Raw genomic sequence first — 16,035 nt, 5'->3', positions numbered from 1 at the left:
CGCGAGGTGTCCTCCTCAGGCCGACGCCGACCCGTTGACCGTACGCCGACACTGACCGGGTGAATCACGACGTCCTCGATCTCGCGCGGCTGCAGTTCGCCCTCACCGCCGGCGGCCACTTCCTCTTCGTCGCCCTCACCCTGGGGCTCGTGACCGTCGTCGCCGCGCTCCAGACCCGGGCCACGTTCAGCGGGAAGCCCCTGGACGCCCGGATGGTGCGGTTCTGGGGTCAGCTGTACGTGATCAACTACGCGGTCGGGATCGTCACCGGCCTGGTGATGGAGTTCCAGTTCGGCATGGCCTGGAGCGGGCTCACCCACGAGGCCGGCAACGTCCTCGGCGCCTCGCTCGCGGTGGAGACCGTCGTGGCCTTCTTCGTCGAGTCGACCTTCCTCGGCCTGTGGATCTTCGGCTGGCACCGGCTCAACCGCTGGGCGCATCTGGCCGCGATCTGGATCGTCGCCCTCACCGCCTACCTGTCGGCGTACTGGATCCTCGTCTCCAACGGCTTCCTCAACCATCCCGTGGGGTACGCCTCCGAGGGCGGCGAGCTCGTCCTGGACGACCCGGTCGCGGTGCTGACGAACCCCTCCGCGCTGCTCGCCTTCGGGCACGTCCTGGCTGGGGCGCTGCTCACCGCCGGCTTCTTCATGGCCGGGGTGAGCGCGTACCACCTGTTCCGGCGGACCCCCGAGTGGGAGTTCTTCGGGCGCAGCCTGCGGATCGGGGTGTTCGTGTCGGCGCCCGCGCTGATGGCCGCCGCGGTCTTCGGCGGGATCCAGTTCGCCACCCTCACCACCTTCCAGCCGATGAAGTCGGCCGTCTTCAGCGGAAAGGCGGCCGAGATCGCGCGGCTCCAGGCGGAGATGTCCGCCCGGTTCGGGCCCGGCGACTACGTGCCCTCGGAGGCGTGGACCCGGGGCGGTGGTCTGGTGATGCTGATCAGCTTCGCCCTGATGATGTACCTGTGCTTCTCCGGGGTGATCCTGGCCTGCTTCAAGAAGGTCGTCTTCCGGTTCAGGCTCTGGCACCTCGTCCTCATGGCCGCCGTGCCGCTGCCGTACCTCGCGATGATCAGCGGCTGGGTCTTCCGGGAGTCGGGCCGGCAGCCCTGGGTCGTCTACGGGCTCCTGAAGACGGAGGACGCGGTCTCCGACCTCTCCCCCGGCACCATGCGGCTCTCCCTCACCGTCTTCACCACGGTCTTCGTGCTGCTCGCCCTCCTCAACGCCTGGCTCCTCGCCCGGCACGCCCGCCGCGGCCCCGTGGAGTCCGGTCTCGGCCACGACGAGCGGCCGGAGAAGGAGAGTCCGGACCGGGACGGCCCGGACGGAAGCGGCCGGGACGGGAGCGCCCCGGACGGGAACGGCCCGGGATCGCCCGACCCCGCCGACGCACTCCCCGCGCCCCGCTACTGAGCCCCGCCGACCCGCACCCCGCCACCTACCGTCACCCGTCACCCGTCACCCGACCCACTCACCCCATCCACCACACCGACCGCACCCGTCACACCCGTCGCCCCTCACCCGTCACCCGTCACCCGTCACCCGTCACCCGTCACCCGCCCCGAGGAGCCCCCGTGGAGACCCTGGCCATCGCCCTGCTCGCCTTCTTCGCCACGGGCTGGTTCGTCCTCGCCGGGGCGGACATAGGCACCGGCATGCTCACCCCCTGGCTCGGCCGCGACGACCGCGAGCGGCGCCTCGTCCTCGCCTCCTTCGCCCCCTTCTTCCTGGGGAACGAGGTCTGGCTGGTCGCGACCGCCGGCGTCCTCGTCGGCTGCTTCCCCGCCCTCGAAGGGGAGCTCCTGAGCGGTCAGTCCCCCGTGCTCGTCGCCCTGCTGACCGGCTGGATCGTCCGGGACGCGGGGCTCTGGTCACGCGGCCGGGGCCCGGGGCCGCGCTGGCGCGCCGGCTGCGACACCGCCGTCACGTGCGGCAGCTGGACCGTCGCGCTCTCCTGGGGCTGGCTGCTCGCGGCCCTGCTCACCGGGCGCCCGTACGCCCCGGCGACCGGCGCGACGGCCGTTCTCACCGCGCTCGCCGTGGCCGCCCTGTTCGCCGCGCACGGGCTGGGTTTCGCCACGCTCCGGCTCACGGGACTCCCGTACGAGCGCGCCCGCAGGCTCGTCGGACGTGCAGGGCGCCCGTGGCAGCCCTTCGCCCTCACCGGCGTTCTCCTCGCCGGGCTGCCGCTCTGGGCGGGCACCGCCCTCCCGCTGTCCGAGCAGGCCGCCTCCCCCGCCACGCTGACGCTGCTCGTCCCCGCCCTCCTCGTCGTCACCCCGCTCCTCGTGACGGTCCAGGCGTGGACCTGGCACGCCTTCCGGCACCGGGTGACCCGCCCCTCGTACCTCTGACCCGGGACGACGAAGCACGGCCCCGGACCGCGGGTCCGGGTCATGACTCCTCCTGCGAAGCCTCCTTCTTGTGATGCAGGGCCTTCTGCAGCCGGGCCACCACCGCCTCGCCGTACCGCCGGTGCCCGTGGACGCGCGGGTCGTCCGTCACGTCGTACCGCTTCACATAGGCACCGAGGAAGGCCTGCAGGGTGGCGACGGCCGGGATCGCGATCAGCGCGCCGACGGCGCCGAGCAGCGCCGTCCCCGCGATCACCGATCCGAAGGCCACCGCCGGGTGGATGTCCACGGTCTTCGAGGTGAGCTTCGGCTGGAGCACGTAGTTCTCGAACTGCTGGTAGATCACGACGAAGCAGAGCACCCACAGCGCGTACCAGGGGTTGACGGTGAAGGCGATCAGCATCGGCAGGGCGCCGGCCAGATAGGTGCCGATCGTCGGGATGAACTGCGAGACCAGACCGACCCAGACGGCGAGCGCCGGTGCGTACGGCACGTCCAGGATCTCGAAGAGCACGAAGTGGGCGACGCCCGAGATGAGGGCCATCAGGCCGCGCGAGTAGAGGTAGCCGCCGGTCTTGTCGACCGCGATCTCCCAGGCCCGCAGCACCTCGGTCTGCCGGGCGGGCGGCAGGACGGAGCAGAGCGCGCGCCGCAGCCGGGGCCCGTCGGCCGCGAAGTAGAACGAGAACAGGAAGATCGTCAGGAGCCGGAACAGGCCGCCGAGGACGGTGGCGGAGACGTCGAGCACGCCGGACGCGCTGTTCTGCACGTACTTCTGCAGCCAGTCCGAGCTCAGCACACTGTCCTGGACCTCGACTCTGGACAGCTCCGTGTGGAAGCTCTCGTTGATCCAGTTGATCAGCGAGTCGAGGTACTTGGGGAAGTTCTCGACCATGTCGACGATCTGTCCGGCCAGCATCGATCCGAGGAGGACGACGAAGCCGACGCCGAAGACGAGGACGCCGAAGAAGACGAGGAAGGTGGCGAGACCGCGGCGCATCCCGCGCGCCGCCATCCGGCCGACCGCCGGCTCGATGGCGAGGGCGAGGAAGAACGCCAGCAGGATGTTGACCAGCAGCCCGACGAGCTGGTGGAAGGCCCAGCTGCCCAGCAGGAAACAGGCGTAGAGCGCGAGGGCCAGGACGAGCGCGCGGGGCAGCCAACGGGGCATCCGCGCGGCCGGAGCCGCCGAAGAGGCCGTCGGCCCCGCCGGAGTCACCGGTGGAGGGGTCGAGCCGGCGGAGGCGGATGTCACCGTCGGATCGGTCGGGGCTGTCTTGTCGGTCTCGTCAGTCGGGGCCACCCCGCCAGTCTCGCGCACCGCACGGACATTCCACCCCGGACCCCGCACATCCCCGCTTGTCACCCCACCGTTTACCGGCTGCTCACCGCTTGTCGGCCGGTACGTCGACGGCGGCGCAGACGGCCCGCCACACGTCCTTCGCCTCCCAGCCGGCGTCGAGCGCGCCCCGCACGGTCCGCCCCCCGAGTTCCGTCATCACGTGGTCACTCGCGAAGGACTCGGCATAGGACGCGCCGAAGTGGTCCGCCATCCGTTCCCAGAAAATCGTCAACCGCATGACCCCAGTATCCCGCTCCCAAGAGTGCAGCCCGCTCCGCAGGCCTTGTCACCGCGACTTTCCGCCCTACGGTCGGAGCATGGCCGAAAAACCCCGCTCCACACCGCACTCGACCCCCCTGGCCCGCGCCGAGCACTTCGTCTGGCTGACGGCCCGCGTCCTCGAACAGCGCCGGTTCGCCTACCACTTCCAGCGCGGTGGCGCGGACGCGGTCGAGACGGCCCTCACCGCGTATCTGAACGAGGACGGTGGCTACGGCCACGCGCTCGAACCGGATCTGCGCGGGCCGGTCAGTCAGCCCCTCCACACCGCGCACGCGCTCCGGGTCCTGGACTCGATCGGCCGGTGCGGCGGGATGCGGGTGGAGCGGATCTGCCGCTACCTCACCGAGATCTCGACGCACGAGGGCGCTCTTCCGGCGATCCACCCGTCCCAGCGGGGCTACCCCTCGGCGCCGTTCGTCCCGGTCGTCGACTCCCCGCCGAGCGCGCTGCTCACGACCGGCCCGGTGGTCGGGCTGCTGCACCGTAACCAGGTGTGGCACGCGTGGCTGTTCCGGGCCACGGAGTTCTGCTGGGCCGCGGTGGAGTCGCTGGAGAAGTCCCATCCGTACGAGATCCAGGCCGCCGTCGCCTTCCTGGACGGGGCCCCGGACCGCTCGCGCGCGGAGGCGGCGGCCCACCGGCTGGGGCGGCTGGTGCGCGAGCAGCGGCTCGCCGTCCTGGACCCGGACCGGGCGGAGGAGTACGCGGTCCCGGACGGGTACGCGCCCGGCGAGCACCACTTCCCGCACGACTACGCGCGCGTGCCGCACTCGCTTGCGGCCCGCTGGTTCACGGACGAGGAGATGGGGCGGTCGCTGGACCGGCTCGAAGCCGACCAGGAGGAGGACGGCGGCTGGCCGATCCGCTGGGCGGCCTGGGCCCCCGGAACGGCCCTGGAATGGCGCCCGATCGTCACGATCGAGGCGCTGCGCACCCTCCGCGCCCACGGCCGCCCGGTCGACTGACACCGAGCTCCGGCCACCGGCCCGCGAGCCGCACCCCTCACCCCTCCGGCACCTCGCGCAGCAGCAGGGCCGCGAGGGCGGTCGACGTGCCCCTCGGCGTCGCCAGGTCGATACCGGTCCGTTCGGCGATCCGGGCGAGCCGGTTGTCGACCGTGTTGGGGTGCAGCCCGAGCGCGGTGGCCGTGGCGCGCCGGTCCTGCCCGTGGGCGAGGTGGACGCGGAGCGTCTCCAGGAGCTCCGGACGGTCGGCGACGGGGTCGAGGAGGGCCGCGATCCGCCGGCCGCTCTCCCCGGGCCGGGACAGGTGGTACTCCAGGAGTACGTCGTCGAGCCGGTGCATGCCCGGCGGGAGCCCGCACCCGGCGGCGACCCGCAGGACCTCGCCGGCGGTACGGGCGGCCTCCGGCACGTCCCCCGGGCCCTCGGCGGGCACGACGGCGACCCTCAGCGTGGTTCCCGCGGCCCGGGAGAGCCGCCGCGCCAGGTCCTCCGGAGGCTCGGCGGCGCCGGGGACGATCGCCCGCCCCGGCTCCGTACCGAGATCGAGGAGGGCGGGCACTTCCACGCCGAAGCAGTGGTCGAGAGCGGTCTGGACCCGGCGCAGCCGCCTGCGCGCGGCCACGTCACCCTCACCGGAAGCGGGACCGGGAGCCGAGGCGGAGGCGGAGGCACCCACAAGGCCCGCACCACCGACACCACCGACACCACCGCCATCGACTCCGACGGCGAGCACCAGACAGGGCCCGTCGATCCCGAACGGCTCCGCTGCCAGCCGGGCCGGGGACAGCGTCCCGTCGAGGAGCCCGCGAAGCAGGGACCGGCGCTGGGCCCGCCGCTCGGTCTCCAGGGCCGAGCGCTCGTCGAGATACGTCTCGGCGACGGCCCCGACGATGCCCTGCTGGGCCTCCAGGAGCAGGTCGGCGAGCTCGACGAGGGCCGCCTCGTCGCCCGGCAGCGCCACCTCGCGCAGCGCCTGCCACAGCACGTACATGCCGAGGGCGTGGCTGCGCAGGAGCAGATGGAGCGGCATTCCCTCCTCGGCGCGCTGCGCGGCCCGCTCGCGGAACAGCCGCATGGAGCCGCGCCCCCCGACCTCCGGCGTGAGGGCGCGGCGGAGGAAGAGCCGTACGCCGTGGCGTACGGTCGCCGCGATCTCGACGTCCTTCATCTCGTCGGGGAGCCGGTCGTAGCCGGGCAGCCGCGCGAAGGAGTCCCTGCTCATCCTGCGGGCCAGTTCGTTGACCCGGGCCTCGCAGCGCAGTGCGAGCGCGCGGGCCGCCTCGGAGATCTCCGGCACGACCGATCCTCCTCGACCGGGATGCGCCGACCGCGGCAGGCCGACTGTGACGCGTCACAGTACACATCCCCGAAAGCTGTGACGCCGCAGGATGTCGCGACGCACATGACAGGCCGAAACTCGGTGCCCAGGCGTTCCGCCGCACAGCACCGAAGGAGCCGCTGGTATGACCGAGCACAACCCCCGTACGTACATCGACTACACCGATCGCGTCTGGCGGGGCGAGGAGAGCCTGCTGCCGCACCTCACGGGTGCGTTCACGTCCGAGGAGCTGATCCCGGTCCGCGACCGGATCGGCTTCTTCCCGGCCTTCGCCAACGTGGCCGCCTTCGACACGGGCGCCGGTCTCGTCCTGGTCGACTCCGGCGACCTCCGCACCGCCGGGCTGCTGCACACGGCGGTCCGCGCCTTCAGCCCGGACCCGGTCCGTGCCGTCGTCTACACGCACGGCCACGTCGACCACGTCTTCGGCGTCGCCCCCTTCGACGCCGAACCGGTACGGCCGGAGGTGATCGCCCACGAGGCGGTGGCCGCCCGCTTCGACCGGTACGTGGAGACCTCGGGGTACAACTCCTGGATCAACCGGCGCCAGTTCGGCGTGCCGGGCCTCGACTGGCCGACCGAGTACCGCTACCCGGACACGACCTACCGGGACCGGCTGACCGTCCGTCACGGCGACCTGACCTTCGAGCTGTTCCACGCGCGCGGGGAGACGGACGACCACACCTATGTGTGGGTGCCGGAGCTCAAAACCCTCTGCACGGGTGATCTCTTCATCTGGAACTCCCCCAACGCCGGCAACCCGCAGAAGGTGCAGCGCTACCCGGAGGAATGGGCGCGGGCGCTGCGCGCCATGGGCGAGCTGGGCGCCGAGGTGCTGCTGCCGGGCCACGGGATCCCGATCGTCGGCGCGGACCGGGTGGCGCAGGCCCTGGACGACACGGCGACCCTGCTCGAATCGCTGTGCGCGCAGACCCGCGACCTGATGAACGCGGGGCTGCGGCTCGACGCGGTCATCCACGGCGTGAAGGTTCCCGAGGAGCTGCTCGCGAAGCCGTACCTCCACCCCGCCTACGACGAGCCGGAGTTCGTCGTACGGAACCTGTGGCGGCTGTGGGGCGGCTGGTACGACCAGAACCCGGCGAGCCTGAAGCCGGCCCCGGAGGCGGCCGTCGCCGCCGAGTTGGCCGACGCGGCGGGCGGGGCGCTCGCCCTCGCCGAGCGGGCGGCCCGGCTCCTGGACGAGGGCGATCTGCGACTGGCCTCGCACCTGGCGGAGACGGCGGCGCTCGCGGCCCCCGAGGACGTCGAGGTGGCCCGGATCCGGGCCCTCGTGTACGGGACGCGGGCCGGGCGCGAGACGTCGACGATGGCGCGCGGGGTGTTCCACTGGGCCGCCGCCGAGTCCGCGGCGGTGGCCGAGGGCACCGACGTGACGACGGAGCTGACCCGGTCGGCCGCGGGCCGCGAGCGGGCCGCCGGCGCGATCAGCGTGGGTGTGGTCGCGGACGAGGACCTGTGCTGCGGATGACCGGGCCCACGAGAACGGGAAGGCCGGCGGAGGGAGTCCTGAGCCGGTCGGTGCGGGTCGGCCCCTGGGGCACGACGTGGCTGCTGCTCGGCTTCATGCTGGTCAACTTCGCGGACAAGGCGGTCCTCGGCCTCGCCGGGCCCGGCATCATGCGCGAGTTCGACATCTCCCGGCAGGAGTTCGGGGCGGCGCAGGCGGCGTTCTTCGCGCTCTTCTCGGTCTCCGCGCTCGCCGTGTCGGCCCTGACGCGGAAGGTGCGGACCTCGGTCCTGCTGCTCGGGATGGCGCTGCTGTGGTCGGCGGCCCAGCTGCCGATGGTGTGGGCGGCCGCCGGGTTCGGGACGCTGATCGTCACGCGCGTGCTGCTCGGCGCCGCCGAGGGGCCGGCGGCCCCGGTGGCGGTCCACCATCTGCACGGCTGGTTCGGGCAGCGGGACCGTACCCTGCCGACGGCCGTCCTGATGGTGGGCGCGGCCGCCGGCGTCGCGGTCGCCGCCCCCGTCCTGTCGGCGGTGATCTCCGGGTGGGGCTGGCGCTGGGCCTTCGGCGCGGTCGGCGTGATCGGCCTGGTCTGGGCCGTCGTCTGGCGCCGGTACGGCTCCGAGGGGCCGCTCGCGCCACCGGTCGGCCCGGCCGCACGGCTCACTGCGGGAGAGACGGCCCGAGAGGCGGCCGGGGAGACGGCCGGGGCGGCGTCCGATGCCGTGGCAGGGGCAGGGTCCGGGCCGGCATCCGGGCCGGCATCCTGGCCGGCGGAGGTGCCGCTGCGCAGGATCCTGCTGAGCGGCACGTTCCTGACCGCGAGTGTGGGCTCGTTCGCCGCGTACTGGCTGATGAGTTCGAAGCTGACCTGGCTGCCGGACTACCTGGAGACCGTCCTCGGCTGGGACGCGCACCGGGCCGGCCTGATGGTGGGTGCGGGAGCCGTCGCCAACGGCGTCGTCCTGCTGGTGCACGGCGTGGTCGCCCAGCGCGCGGCCCGGCGCGGAAGGCCCGGCCGGCTCCCGGCCGGAGCGGGCGCCGGGGTGCTGCTCCTGCTCTCCGCCGCCGCCGTGACGGTCTTCGCGACGGCGGGAGAGGAGTGGTTGCGGGTGCCGATGATGTTCGGCCCGATGGCTCTCGCGCTGCCGATGATGACCGTCGGCCAGACGGCGGTCGCCCGGATCACCCCGCCCGCGCAGCGCGGGATCGTGCTCGGCGCCGTGGTGGGCGTCTTCGCCCTGGGCGGGGTCCTGGCGCCCCTGGTCCTCGGCGGGATCGTCGACGCCGGCGCGACGACGGCCCAGGGGTACGAGAACGGCTGGCTGTTCACTGCCGGTCTGCTCGTGGTGGCCGGCGTCCTGACGGCCCTGTTCCTCCGCCCGGAGCGGGATGCCGACCGGCTGGGGGTCCCGGAAACCCCCTCGGCGCGGGTCCCGGTGGCGCACTGAGGGGATCTCGTACGGGCCCGGGGCCTCACCAGCCCAGGGCCCGTGCCCCCGCCGTGACGACGACGGCCGCGCCCACGACGACCAGGAACGGGGCCCGCAGGACGAGCGCGAGGGCGGCGGCCGCGAGCCCGGCGGCCCGGGCGTCCAGGACGAGGGAGCCGCCCGTGGCGAACGTCTGCTGCGCGGTGAGCGCGGCCAGCAGGGCGACGGGCAGGAGGGCCGCGAGCCGCTGGACGAGCGGCCGCTCAAGCGCGCCCGCGGGGACGAGCAGGCCGACGAGCTTGACCAGGTAGCAGCCGGCGGCGGTCAGCCCGATCGCGATCCACACGTTCATCGAAGATCCTTCTCTCGCCCGGTCTCTGCTTCCTTCTCTCGCCCGGTCTCTCGTTCCTTCTCTCGTCCGGTCTCCCGTGCCGTGTCCCGTCCGGTCTCCCGCCCAGCCGGAGGCGTACGGCGGCGGCCCTGGAACCACAGCACCGCGGGCGCGGCGAGCGCGGCCGCGAGGACCGGGACGCCGGCGGGCAGGACGGGGAGCAGCCCGAGGCCGAGCAGGACGGCGATGCCGGCGGTGGCGCGCTCGGTGGCCGACTTCAGCATCGGGGCGAGCAGGGCCAGGAAGACGGCGGGCCCCGCCGCGTCGAGCCCCCAGGCCGCGGTGTCGCCGATCGCCTCGGCACCGAGCGCCCCGAGGAGCGTCGTCAGGTTCCAGAGGACGTACAGCGTGAGGCCGGTCAGGGTGAATCCGAGGCGGGCGGTCCGCCGGGACGGCTGGGCGAGCGCGACCGCCGTGGTCTCGTCGATCACCCAGTGCGCGGCGAACGGCCTGACCGCCTTCGGGAGGGCGAGGAGCTGGGAGAGCCTCAGCCCGTAGAAGGCGTTGCGCGTGCCCAGGAAGAACGCTCCGGCGGCGGCCGTGAAGGGGTTGCCGCCCGCGGCGAGGGCGCCGACGAGGGCGAACTGCGAGGCGCCGGTGAAGACGAGCAGGCTGAGCACGCAGGTCTGGAGGAGGGTGAGGCCGGCGCCGGCGGAGGTCACGCCGAAGGCGAAGCCGGAGAGTCCGACGGCGACGCCGACGCCGAGGGCGTCGCGGACGACGGCGGCGTCGGGCTTCGCCCGCGCGCCGTCGTCCCGTATGACGGGAGGTGCTGTCTGTTCTGCCACGCCCGGAACACTACGTACTCGACGACTGACCGGTCTTGTACGTTCTTGCGTCACCGTCCGGGCCGCCCGACCGGACGGCGGCGCCCCGCGCCCGCTGGTACGCGCCCGGCGGCACCCCGACGCTGCGCGTGAAGTGCCGGTTGAGGTGGGGCTGGTCGGTGAAGCCGACGGCGACGGCCGCCTCCGCCGGGGGCGTCCCCGCGTCGAGCAGCTGTCTGGCCCGCCGCACGCGCGCGTCGGTGAGCCAGGTGTGCGGCGGCATCCCGTACGCCTGCCGGAAGGCCCGGAGCAGGGCGAAGGGGCTGGTGCCGAGGTCGGTGGCGAGCCGCTCCAGGGTCGGGGGTTCGGCCATCCGCTCCTCCAGGACGGCACGCGCGCGTGCCGCGTTCCGCGCGCCGGCGGTACGGGGCGGGAGCGGGGTGATCAGCCCGCCGTGGCTGCGCAGCATCCGCGCGGTGACCAGGCGGAGCAGGCTGTCGGCGGCGAGCGCGTTGCCTTCCTCGGCGGCCCGGTGGACACCGACGACGAGCCGTGCCGCCTCCGGGTCGTCGACGACGGGCACGGAGAAACCGACCGAGCCGCGCAAAGCGAGGGTGTCGGCGGCGATGGACCGGACGAGCTCAGCGTCCGGATAGATCGTGCGGTAGGTCCATCCCTCGGGCACGCCCGCGTGCCCGGTGTGCGGGGTGTCGGGGTTGACCAGGGCGATCTGTCCGGGCCCCGCGTGGACCAGCTCGTCGCGGTAGTGGAAGGCCTCGACGCCCTCGGTGATCGCGGCGAAGACGAAGGTCTCGTGGGTGTGCCGGGCGAAGGCCTTGCGGATGTAGTGGGCGTGCAGCAGGTCGACCCCGGGCAGCTCGGAGTACTGCCAGTACCGCGCCCGCTCTCCGCTCGCCATGCCTCCATTCTGCGCCAGGGGCCCACCGCGACTCCCTCGCAGGCCCCCTGCCACGAGCGGATTTCCCCAGGTCCGGGCGGTTGTCAGTGGGCGGGTGCACGATGGGGGACATGGTCTGGTCCGCGCTCGACTCGTTCTCCCCCGCGACCCGTGGTTGGTTCACCGGGGCCTTCACCGCGCCCACGGCCGCGCAGGAGGGCGCCTGGAAGGCCATCGGCGCGGGTTCCGACGTGCTCGTCGTCGCTCCGACGGGCTCGGGCAAGACCCTTGCCGCCTTCCTCGCCTCGCTGGACCGGCTGGCGTCCGCTCCCCCGCCGGCCGAGGCGAAGAAGCGCTGCCGCGTGCTGTACGTGTCGCCGCTGAAGGCACTCGCCGTGGACGTCGAGCGGAATCTGCGCTCCCCGCTGACCGGCATCCGCCAGGAGTCGGTCCGGCTGAGGCTGCCCGAGCCCGACGTCCGGGTCGGCATCCGCTCCGGCGACACACCGGCCGCCGAGCGGCGGAGCCTGGCGACCCGGCCGCCGGACATCCTGATCACCACCCCCGAGTCGCTGTTCCTGATGCTGACCTCCGCCGCCCGCGAGGCCCTGTCGGGCGTGGAGACGGTCATCCTGGACGAGGTCCACGCGGTCGCGGGCACCAAGCGGGGCGCGCACCTGGCGCTCTCCCTGGAGCGGCTCGACGAGCTGCTGCCCCGTCCGGCGCGCCGGATCGGTCTCTCGGCGACGGTCCGCCCGGTGGACGAGGTCGCCCGCTACCTGTCCCCGGGCCGCGCGGTGGAGATCGTCCAGCCGCCGTCGGGGAAGGAGTTCGACCTCTCCGTCGTCGTCCCCGTCGAGGACATGGGCGAGCTCGGAGGCTCCCCGGCCTCCGAAGGCAAGGACGGCGGCGACAAGCCGTCGATCTGGCCGCACGTCGAGGAGCGGATCGCCGACCTCGTCCAGTCCCACCGCTCGACGATCGTCTTCGCGAACTCCCGCCGGCTGGCGGAGCGCCTGTGCAACCGGCTCAACGAGATCGCGTACGAGCGGGCGACCGGCGAGCCCCTCCCCGAGGGCACTCCCCCGGCCGAGGTCATGGCCCAGTCGGGCTCGACTCGGGGCGCGCCGCCGCTGCTCGCCCGGGCCCACCACGGCTCGGTGTCGAAGGAGCAGCGGGCCCAGGTGGAGGAGGACCTCAAAGCGGGCAGGCTGCCCGCCGTGGTGGCCACCTCCAGCCTGGAGCTGGGCATCGACATGGGCGCGGTCGACCTGGTGGTGCAGGTCGAGTCGCCGCCGTCGGTCGCCTCCGGGCTGCAGCGCGTGGGGCGCGCCGGCCACCAGGTCGGCGCGGTCTCGACGGGCGTGGTGTTCCCCAAGTACCGGGGCGACCTGGTGCAGGCGGCCGTGGTGACCGAGCGGATGCGTTCGGGCGCCATCGAGTCGATGCGGATCCCCGCGAACCCGCTGGACGTGCTGGCCCAGCAGCTGGTCGCCATCGTGGCCCTCGACACCTGGCAGGTGGACGACCTCCTCGCGCTGGTGCGCCGGGCGGCGCCCTTCTCCTCCCTGCCGGAGTCGGCGTTCACGGGCGTGCTCGACATGCTCGCCGGCCGCTACCCGTCGGACGCCTTCGCCGAGCTGCGCCCGCGCGTGGTCTGGGACCGGGTCGCCGGGACGGTCACGGGGCGGCCGGGCGCGCAGCGGCTCGCCGTCACCTCGGGCGGCACGATCCCCGACCGGGGCCTGTTCGGCGTGTTCCTCGTGGGCGCGGACCCCAAGAAGGGCGGGGGCCGGGTCGGCGAGCTCGACGAGGAGATGGTGTACGAGTCGCGGGTCGGCGACGTCTTCACGCTGGGCACCACGTCCTGGCGGATCGAGGACATCACCCGGGACCGGGTGCTCGTCTCCCCCGCGCCCGGGGTGCCGGGCCGGCTGCCGTTCTGGAAGGGCGACCAGCTGGGCCGCCCGCTCGAACTGGGGCGCGCGGTGGGCGCGTTCCTGCGGGAGCTCGGCGCCCTCGGGCCGGAGGACGCGCGGCTGCGGCTGATCGCCGCGGGCCTCGACGCCTGGGCCGCGGACAACGTCCTCGCGTACGTCTCCGAGCAGCGCGAGGCCTGCGGCCACGTGCCGGACGACCGGACGATCCTGGTCGAGCGGTTCCGGGACGAGCTCGGGGACTGGCGGGTCGTCATCCACTCCCCGTTCGGCGCGCAGGTGCACGCGCCCTGGGCGCTGGCGCTGGGCGCGCGGCTCGCCGAGCGGTACGGCATGGACGCGCAGGTGATGCACGCGGACGACGGCATCGTGCTGCGCCTCCCGGACGCCGACCTGATGGGCCTGGACCTCCTCGACCACGAACCGATCGACCCGGGCCGGCATCTCGACACGGCGTACGACGCCGACCAGGCGCCCGTCGGCGCGGCCGACGCCCTCTTCGACAAGAGCGAGATCGGGCAGATCGTCACCGACCAGGTGGGCGGCTCCGCGCTGTTCGCCTCCCGGTTCCGCGAGTGCGCCGCCCGCGCCCTGCTGCTGCCCAAGCGGAACCCGGGCAAGCGCACCCCGCTCTGGCAGCAGCGGCAGCGCGCCGCCCAGCTCCTCCAGGTGGCGAGCGAGTTCGGCTCCTTCCCGATCGTCCTGGAGGCCGTCCGCGAGTGCCTCCAGGACGTCTTCGACGTCCCGGGTCTCACCGAGCTGATGGGCGACATCGAGGCCCGCCGGGTCCGGCTCGTCGAGGTCACCACCCCCGAGCCGTCGCCCTTCGCCCGCTCGCTCCTCTTCGGCTACGTGGCGCAGTTCCTGTACGAGGGCGACTCCCCGCTCGCCGAGCGGCGGGCGGCCGCGCTCTCCCTGGACTCCCGGCTCCTGGCCGAGCTGCTCGGCCAGGCGGAGCTGCGCGAGCTCCTCGACCCCGAGGTCCTCGGCGAGCTGGAGCGCGAGCTGCAGTGGCTGACGGAGGACCGGCGGATCAAGGACGTGGAGGGCGTCGCGGACCTGCTGCGGGTCCTGGGCCCCCTGACCGACGCCGAGCTGGCCGAGCGAGGTGCCGACGCCGCGTGGGCGCCCGACCTCGCCCGGGCCCGGCGCGCGATCCGGGTGCGGATCGGGGGCCGGGACCACTGGGCGGCGATCGAGGACGCGGGACGGCTCCGGGACGCCCTGGGCACGGCCCTGCCGGTCGGTGTCCCCGAGGCCTTCACCGAGCCGGTCAAGGATCCGCTGGGTGATCTCCTCGCCCGTTTCGCACGCACGCACGGCCCCTTCACCTCCTCGCAGGCCGCCGCCCGCTTCGGGCTCGGCCCCGCCGTCACGGACGGCGCGCTCCAGCGGCTCACCGCCGCGGGGCGGGTCGTCCAGGGCGAGTTCCATCCCTCCGGGATCGGCCAGGAGTGGTGCGACGCGGCCGTGCTGCGCCGACTGCGCCGCCGTTCCCTCGCCGCGCTGCGCCACGAGCTGGAGCCGGTGCCGCCGGCGGCGCTCGCGACCTTCCTCCCCCAGTGGCAGCACCTGGGCGGCAGCGGTCTGCGCGGTATCGACGGCCTCGCCCGCGCGATCGAGCAGCTCCAGGGCGCGCCGGTGCCCGCCTCGGCGCTGGAGAAGCTGATCCTGCCGTCCCGCGTCCGGGACTACTCCCCGGCGCTGCTCGACGAGTTGACCACCACCGGTGAGGTGATCTGGGCCGGCGCCGGATCACTGCCCGGCAAGGACGGCTGGGTCTCGCTGTACCTCGCGGACGCTGCGCCGCTGCTCCTCCCCCCGCCGCACCCGCTGGAGCTGTCCGCGCTGCACGAGTCGGTGCTCACGACCCTCTCCGGCGGGTACGGCCTGTTCTTCCGGCAGATCGCCGACCAGGTCAGGGCCACGACCCACTCGGACGCGACCGACCCGCAGCTCGCCGACGCGCTCTGGGACCTGGCCTGGTCGGGCCGGCTCACCAATGACACCCTCGCTCCCCTGCGCTCGCTGCTCGGTTCGGGCCGCACGGCGGGGTCGACCGCCCACCGTGCGCGCCGCACGGTCCCCCGCGGCCGGTACGGCACCCTTGCCGCCGCCGCCCGCCCGGTGTCCCGCACGGGCCCGCCGACGGTCTCCGGCCGCTGGTCGCTGCTGCCGCCCGCCGAGCCGGAGCCGACGCACCGGGCGCACGCCCTGGCCCGCACCCTCCTGGACCGGCACGGCGTGGTCACCCGGGGCGCGGTGGCCGCCGAGGACGTGGAGGGCGGTTTCTCCGCCACGTACCGCGTTCTGTCCGCCTTCGAGGACAGCGGTCAGGCCCGGCGCGGCTATGTCGTGGAGGGCCTCGGCGCGGCCCAGTTCGCCATGGACGGGGCCGTGGACCGGCTGCGGGCCGCGGCGACGGCCCGCGACCGTGGCGTGGAGGCGGCGGCCGGCCCGCGCGCGCTGGTCCTCGCGGCGGCCGACCCGGCGAACGCGTACGGGGCGGCGCTCTCCTGGCCCGAGCCGCCGACCGGCGCCGGGCACAAGCCCGGCCGCAAGGCGGGCGCGATGGTGGTCCTCGTCGACGGCGAGCTCGCGCTCTACATGGAGCGGGGCGGAAAGACCCTCCTCTCCTGGCCGACCGAGCCGGACGATCCCGCCCTGACGGCGGCGGCCGAGGCACTGGCCGCGTCGGCACGGGAGGGCGCCCTGGGCACGGTCACGGTGGAGCGGATCAACGGCGCCACGGCGCTGACCTCCCCGCTCGCCCGCCCCCTGGAGGCAGCGGGCTTCGTCGCCACGCCCAGAGGCCTCCGCCTGCGCGCCTGAACCACGCCCGCTCCCCACACCA

General features: G+C 74.0%; 12 protein-coding genes. 6 read left to right on the top strand and 6 right to left on the bottom strand.

From position 1 onward, the window contains the following. Nucleotides 1-59: 59 nt before the first annotated feature. Nucleotides 60-1,418: a cytochrome ubiquinol oxidase subunit I gene (locus OG580_RS26745; protein ID WP_267046199.1), complete on the top strand. Its 1,359-nt coding sequence runs from the start codon at nucleotides 60-62 to the stop codon at nucleotides 1,416-1,418. 161 nt (nucleotides 1,419-1,579) lie between these two features. After that, nucleotides 1,580-2,359 (top strand): cytochrome d ubiquinol oxidase subunit II, encoded by a 780-nt coding sequence (locus OG580_RS26740; protein WP_267046198.1) that lies wholly within the window; start codon nucleotides 1,580-1,582, stop codon nucleotides 2,357-2,359. A 40-nt stretch (nucleotides 2,360-2,399) separates the two neighbouring features. Here OG580_RS26740 and OG580_RS26735 read toward each other — a convergent pair whose 3' ends face one another. Both OG580_RS26735 and OG580_RS26730 read right to left on the bottom strand, forming a co-directional pair. After that, a complete protein-coding gene (locus OG580_RS26735) occupies nucleotides 2,400-3,578 on the bottom strand; it encodes an AI-2E family transporter (RefSeq protein WP_267048137.1) in 1,179 nt (392 codons plus the stop codon). A 166-nt stretch (nucleotides 3,579-3,744) separates the two neighbouring features. Continuing rightward, nucleotides 3,745-3,939: a DUF3046 domain-containing protein gene (locus OG580_RS26730; RefSeq protein WP_267046197.1), complete on the bottom strand. Its 195-nt coding sequence runs from the start codon at nucleotides 3,937-3,939 to the stop codon at nucleotides 3,745-3,747. Nucleotides 3,940-4,018: 79 nt separating this feature from the next. Between OG580_RS26730 and OG580_RS26725 the strand changes: the two genes are divergently transcribed. After that, nucleotides 4,019-4,948 (top strand): hypothetical protein, encoded by a 930-nt coding sequence (locus OG580_RS26725; RefSeq protein WP_267046196.1) that lies wholly within the window; start codon nucleotides 4,019-4,021, stop codon nucleotides 4,946-4,948. Nucleotides 4,949-4,985: 37 nt separating this feature from the next. Here OG580_RS26725 and OG580_RS26720 read toward each other — a convergent pair whose 3' ends face one another. Further along, the gene (locus OG580_RS26720; protein ID WP_267046195.1) at nucleotides 4,986-6,245 is read right to left on the bottom strand and encodes a CdaR family transcriptional regulator; all 1,260 of its coding nucleotides are present in this window, start codon (nucleotides 6,243-6,245) and stop codon (nucleotides 4,986-4,988) included. A 166-nt stretch (nucleotides 6,246-6,411) separates the two neighbouring features. On the opposite strand from OG580_RS26720, the gene OG580_RS26715 reads away from it, so the two are divergent. Continuing rightward, nucleotides 6,412-7,776, top strand: coding sequence for an alkyl sulfatase dimerization domain-containing protein (locus tag OG580_RS26715; RefSeq protein ID WP_267046194.1), 1,365 nt, complete (start codon nucleotides 6,412-6,414; stop codon nucleotides 7,774-7,776). Continuing rightward, entirely contained in the window at nucleotides 7,773-9,206 is a 1,434-nt protein-coding gene (locus OG580_RS26710; RefSeq protein ID WP_267046193.1) for an MFS transporter, read from the top strand. Before OG580_RS26715 ends, OG580_RS26710 begins: the two co-directional genes overlap by 4 nt. A 25-nt stretch (nucleotides 9,207-9,231) precedes the next feature. Here the strand turns inward: OG580_RS26710 and OG580_RS26705 are convergent, their stop codons facing one another. The 3 genes from OG580_RS26705 to OG580_RS26695 are packed head-to-tail and all read right to left on the bottom strand — an operon-like array spanning nucleotide 9,232 to nucleotide 11,265. Then, complete coding sequence (locus OG580_RS26705; RefSeq protein WP_267046192.1) at nucleotides 9,232-9,540, bottom strand: AzlD domain-containing protein; 309 nt, start codon at nucleotides 9,538-9,540, stop codon at nucleotides 9,232-9,234. After that, nucleotides 9,537-10,367, bottom strand: a complete 831-nt coding sequence (locus OG580_RS26700) for an AzlC family ABC transporter permease (RefSeq protein WP_267046191.1) — start codon at nucleotides 10,365-10,367, stop codon at nucleotides 9,537-9,539. Before OG580_RS26700 ends, OG580_RS26705 begins: the two co-directional genes overlap by 4 nt. A gap of 10 nt (nucleotides 10,368-10,377) precedes the next feature. Beyond that, nucleotides 10,378-11,265 carry an AraC family transcriptional regulator gene (locus OG580_RS26695; protein ID WP_267046190.1) on the bottom strand — a complete coding sequence of 296 codons (888 nt, stop codon included), beginning with the start codon at nucleotides 11,263-11,265 and terminating at the stop codon, nucleotides 10,378-10,380. Between the two features lie 110 nt (nucleotides 11,266-11,375). Between OG580_RS26695 and OG580_RS26690 the strand changes: the two genes are divergently transcribed. Further along, on the top strand, nucleotides 11,376-16,013 hold the full coding sequence (locus tag OG580_RS26690) for an ATP-dependent helicase (protein WP_267046189.1): 4,638 nt from the start codon (nucleotides 11,376-11,378) through the stop codon (nucleotides 16,011-16,013). Nucleotides 16,014-16,035: the final 22 nt, after the last annotated feature.

Origin of the sequence: Streptomyces sp. NBC_00094, assembly GCF_026343125.1 — a bacterium.
Lineage (GTDB): Bacteria > Actinomycetota > Actinomycetes > Streptomycetales > Streptomycetaceae > Streptomyces.
Note: the sequence above shows the minus strand (reverse complement) of the source record. Positions and strands in the feature narration are given on the sequence as shown.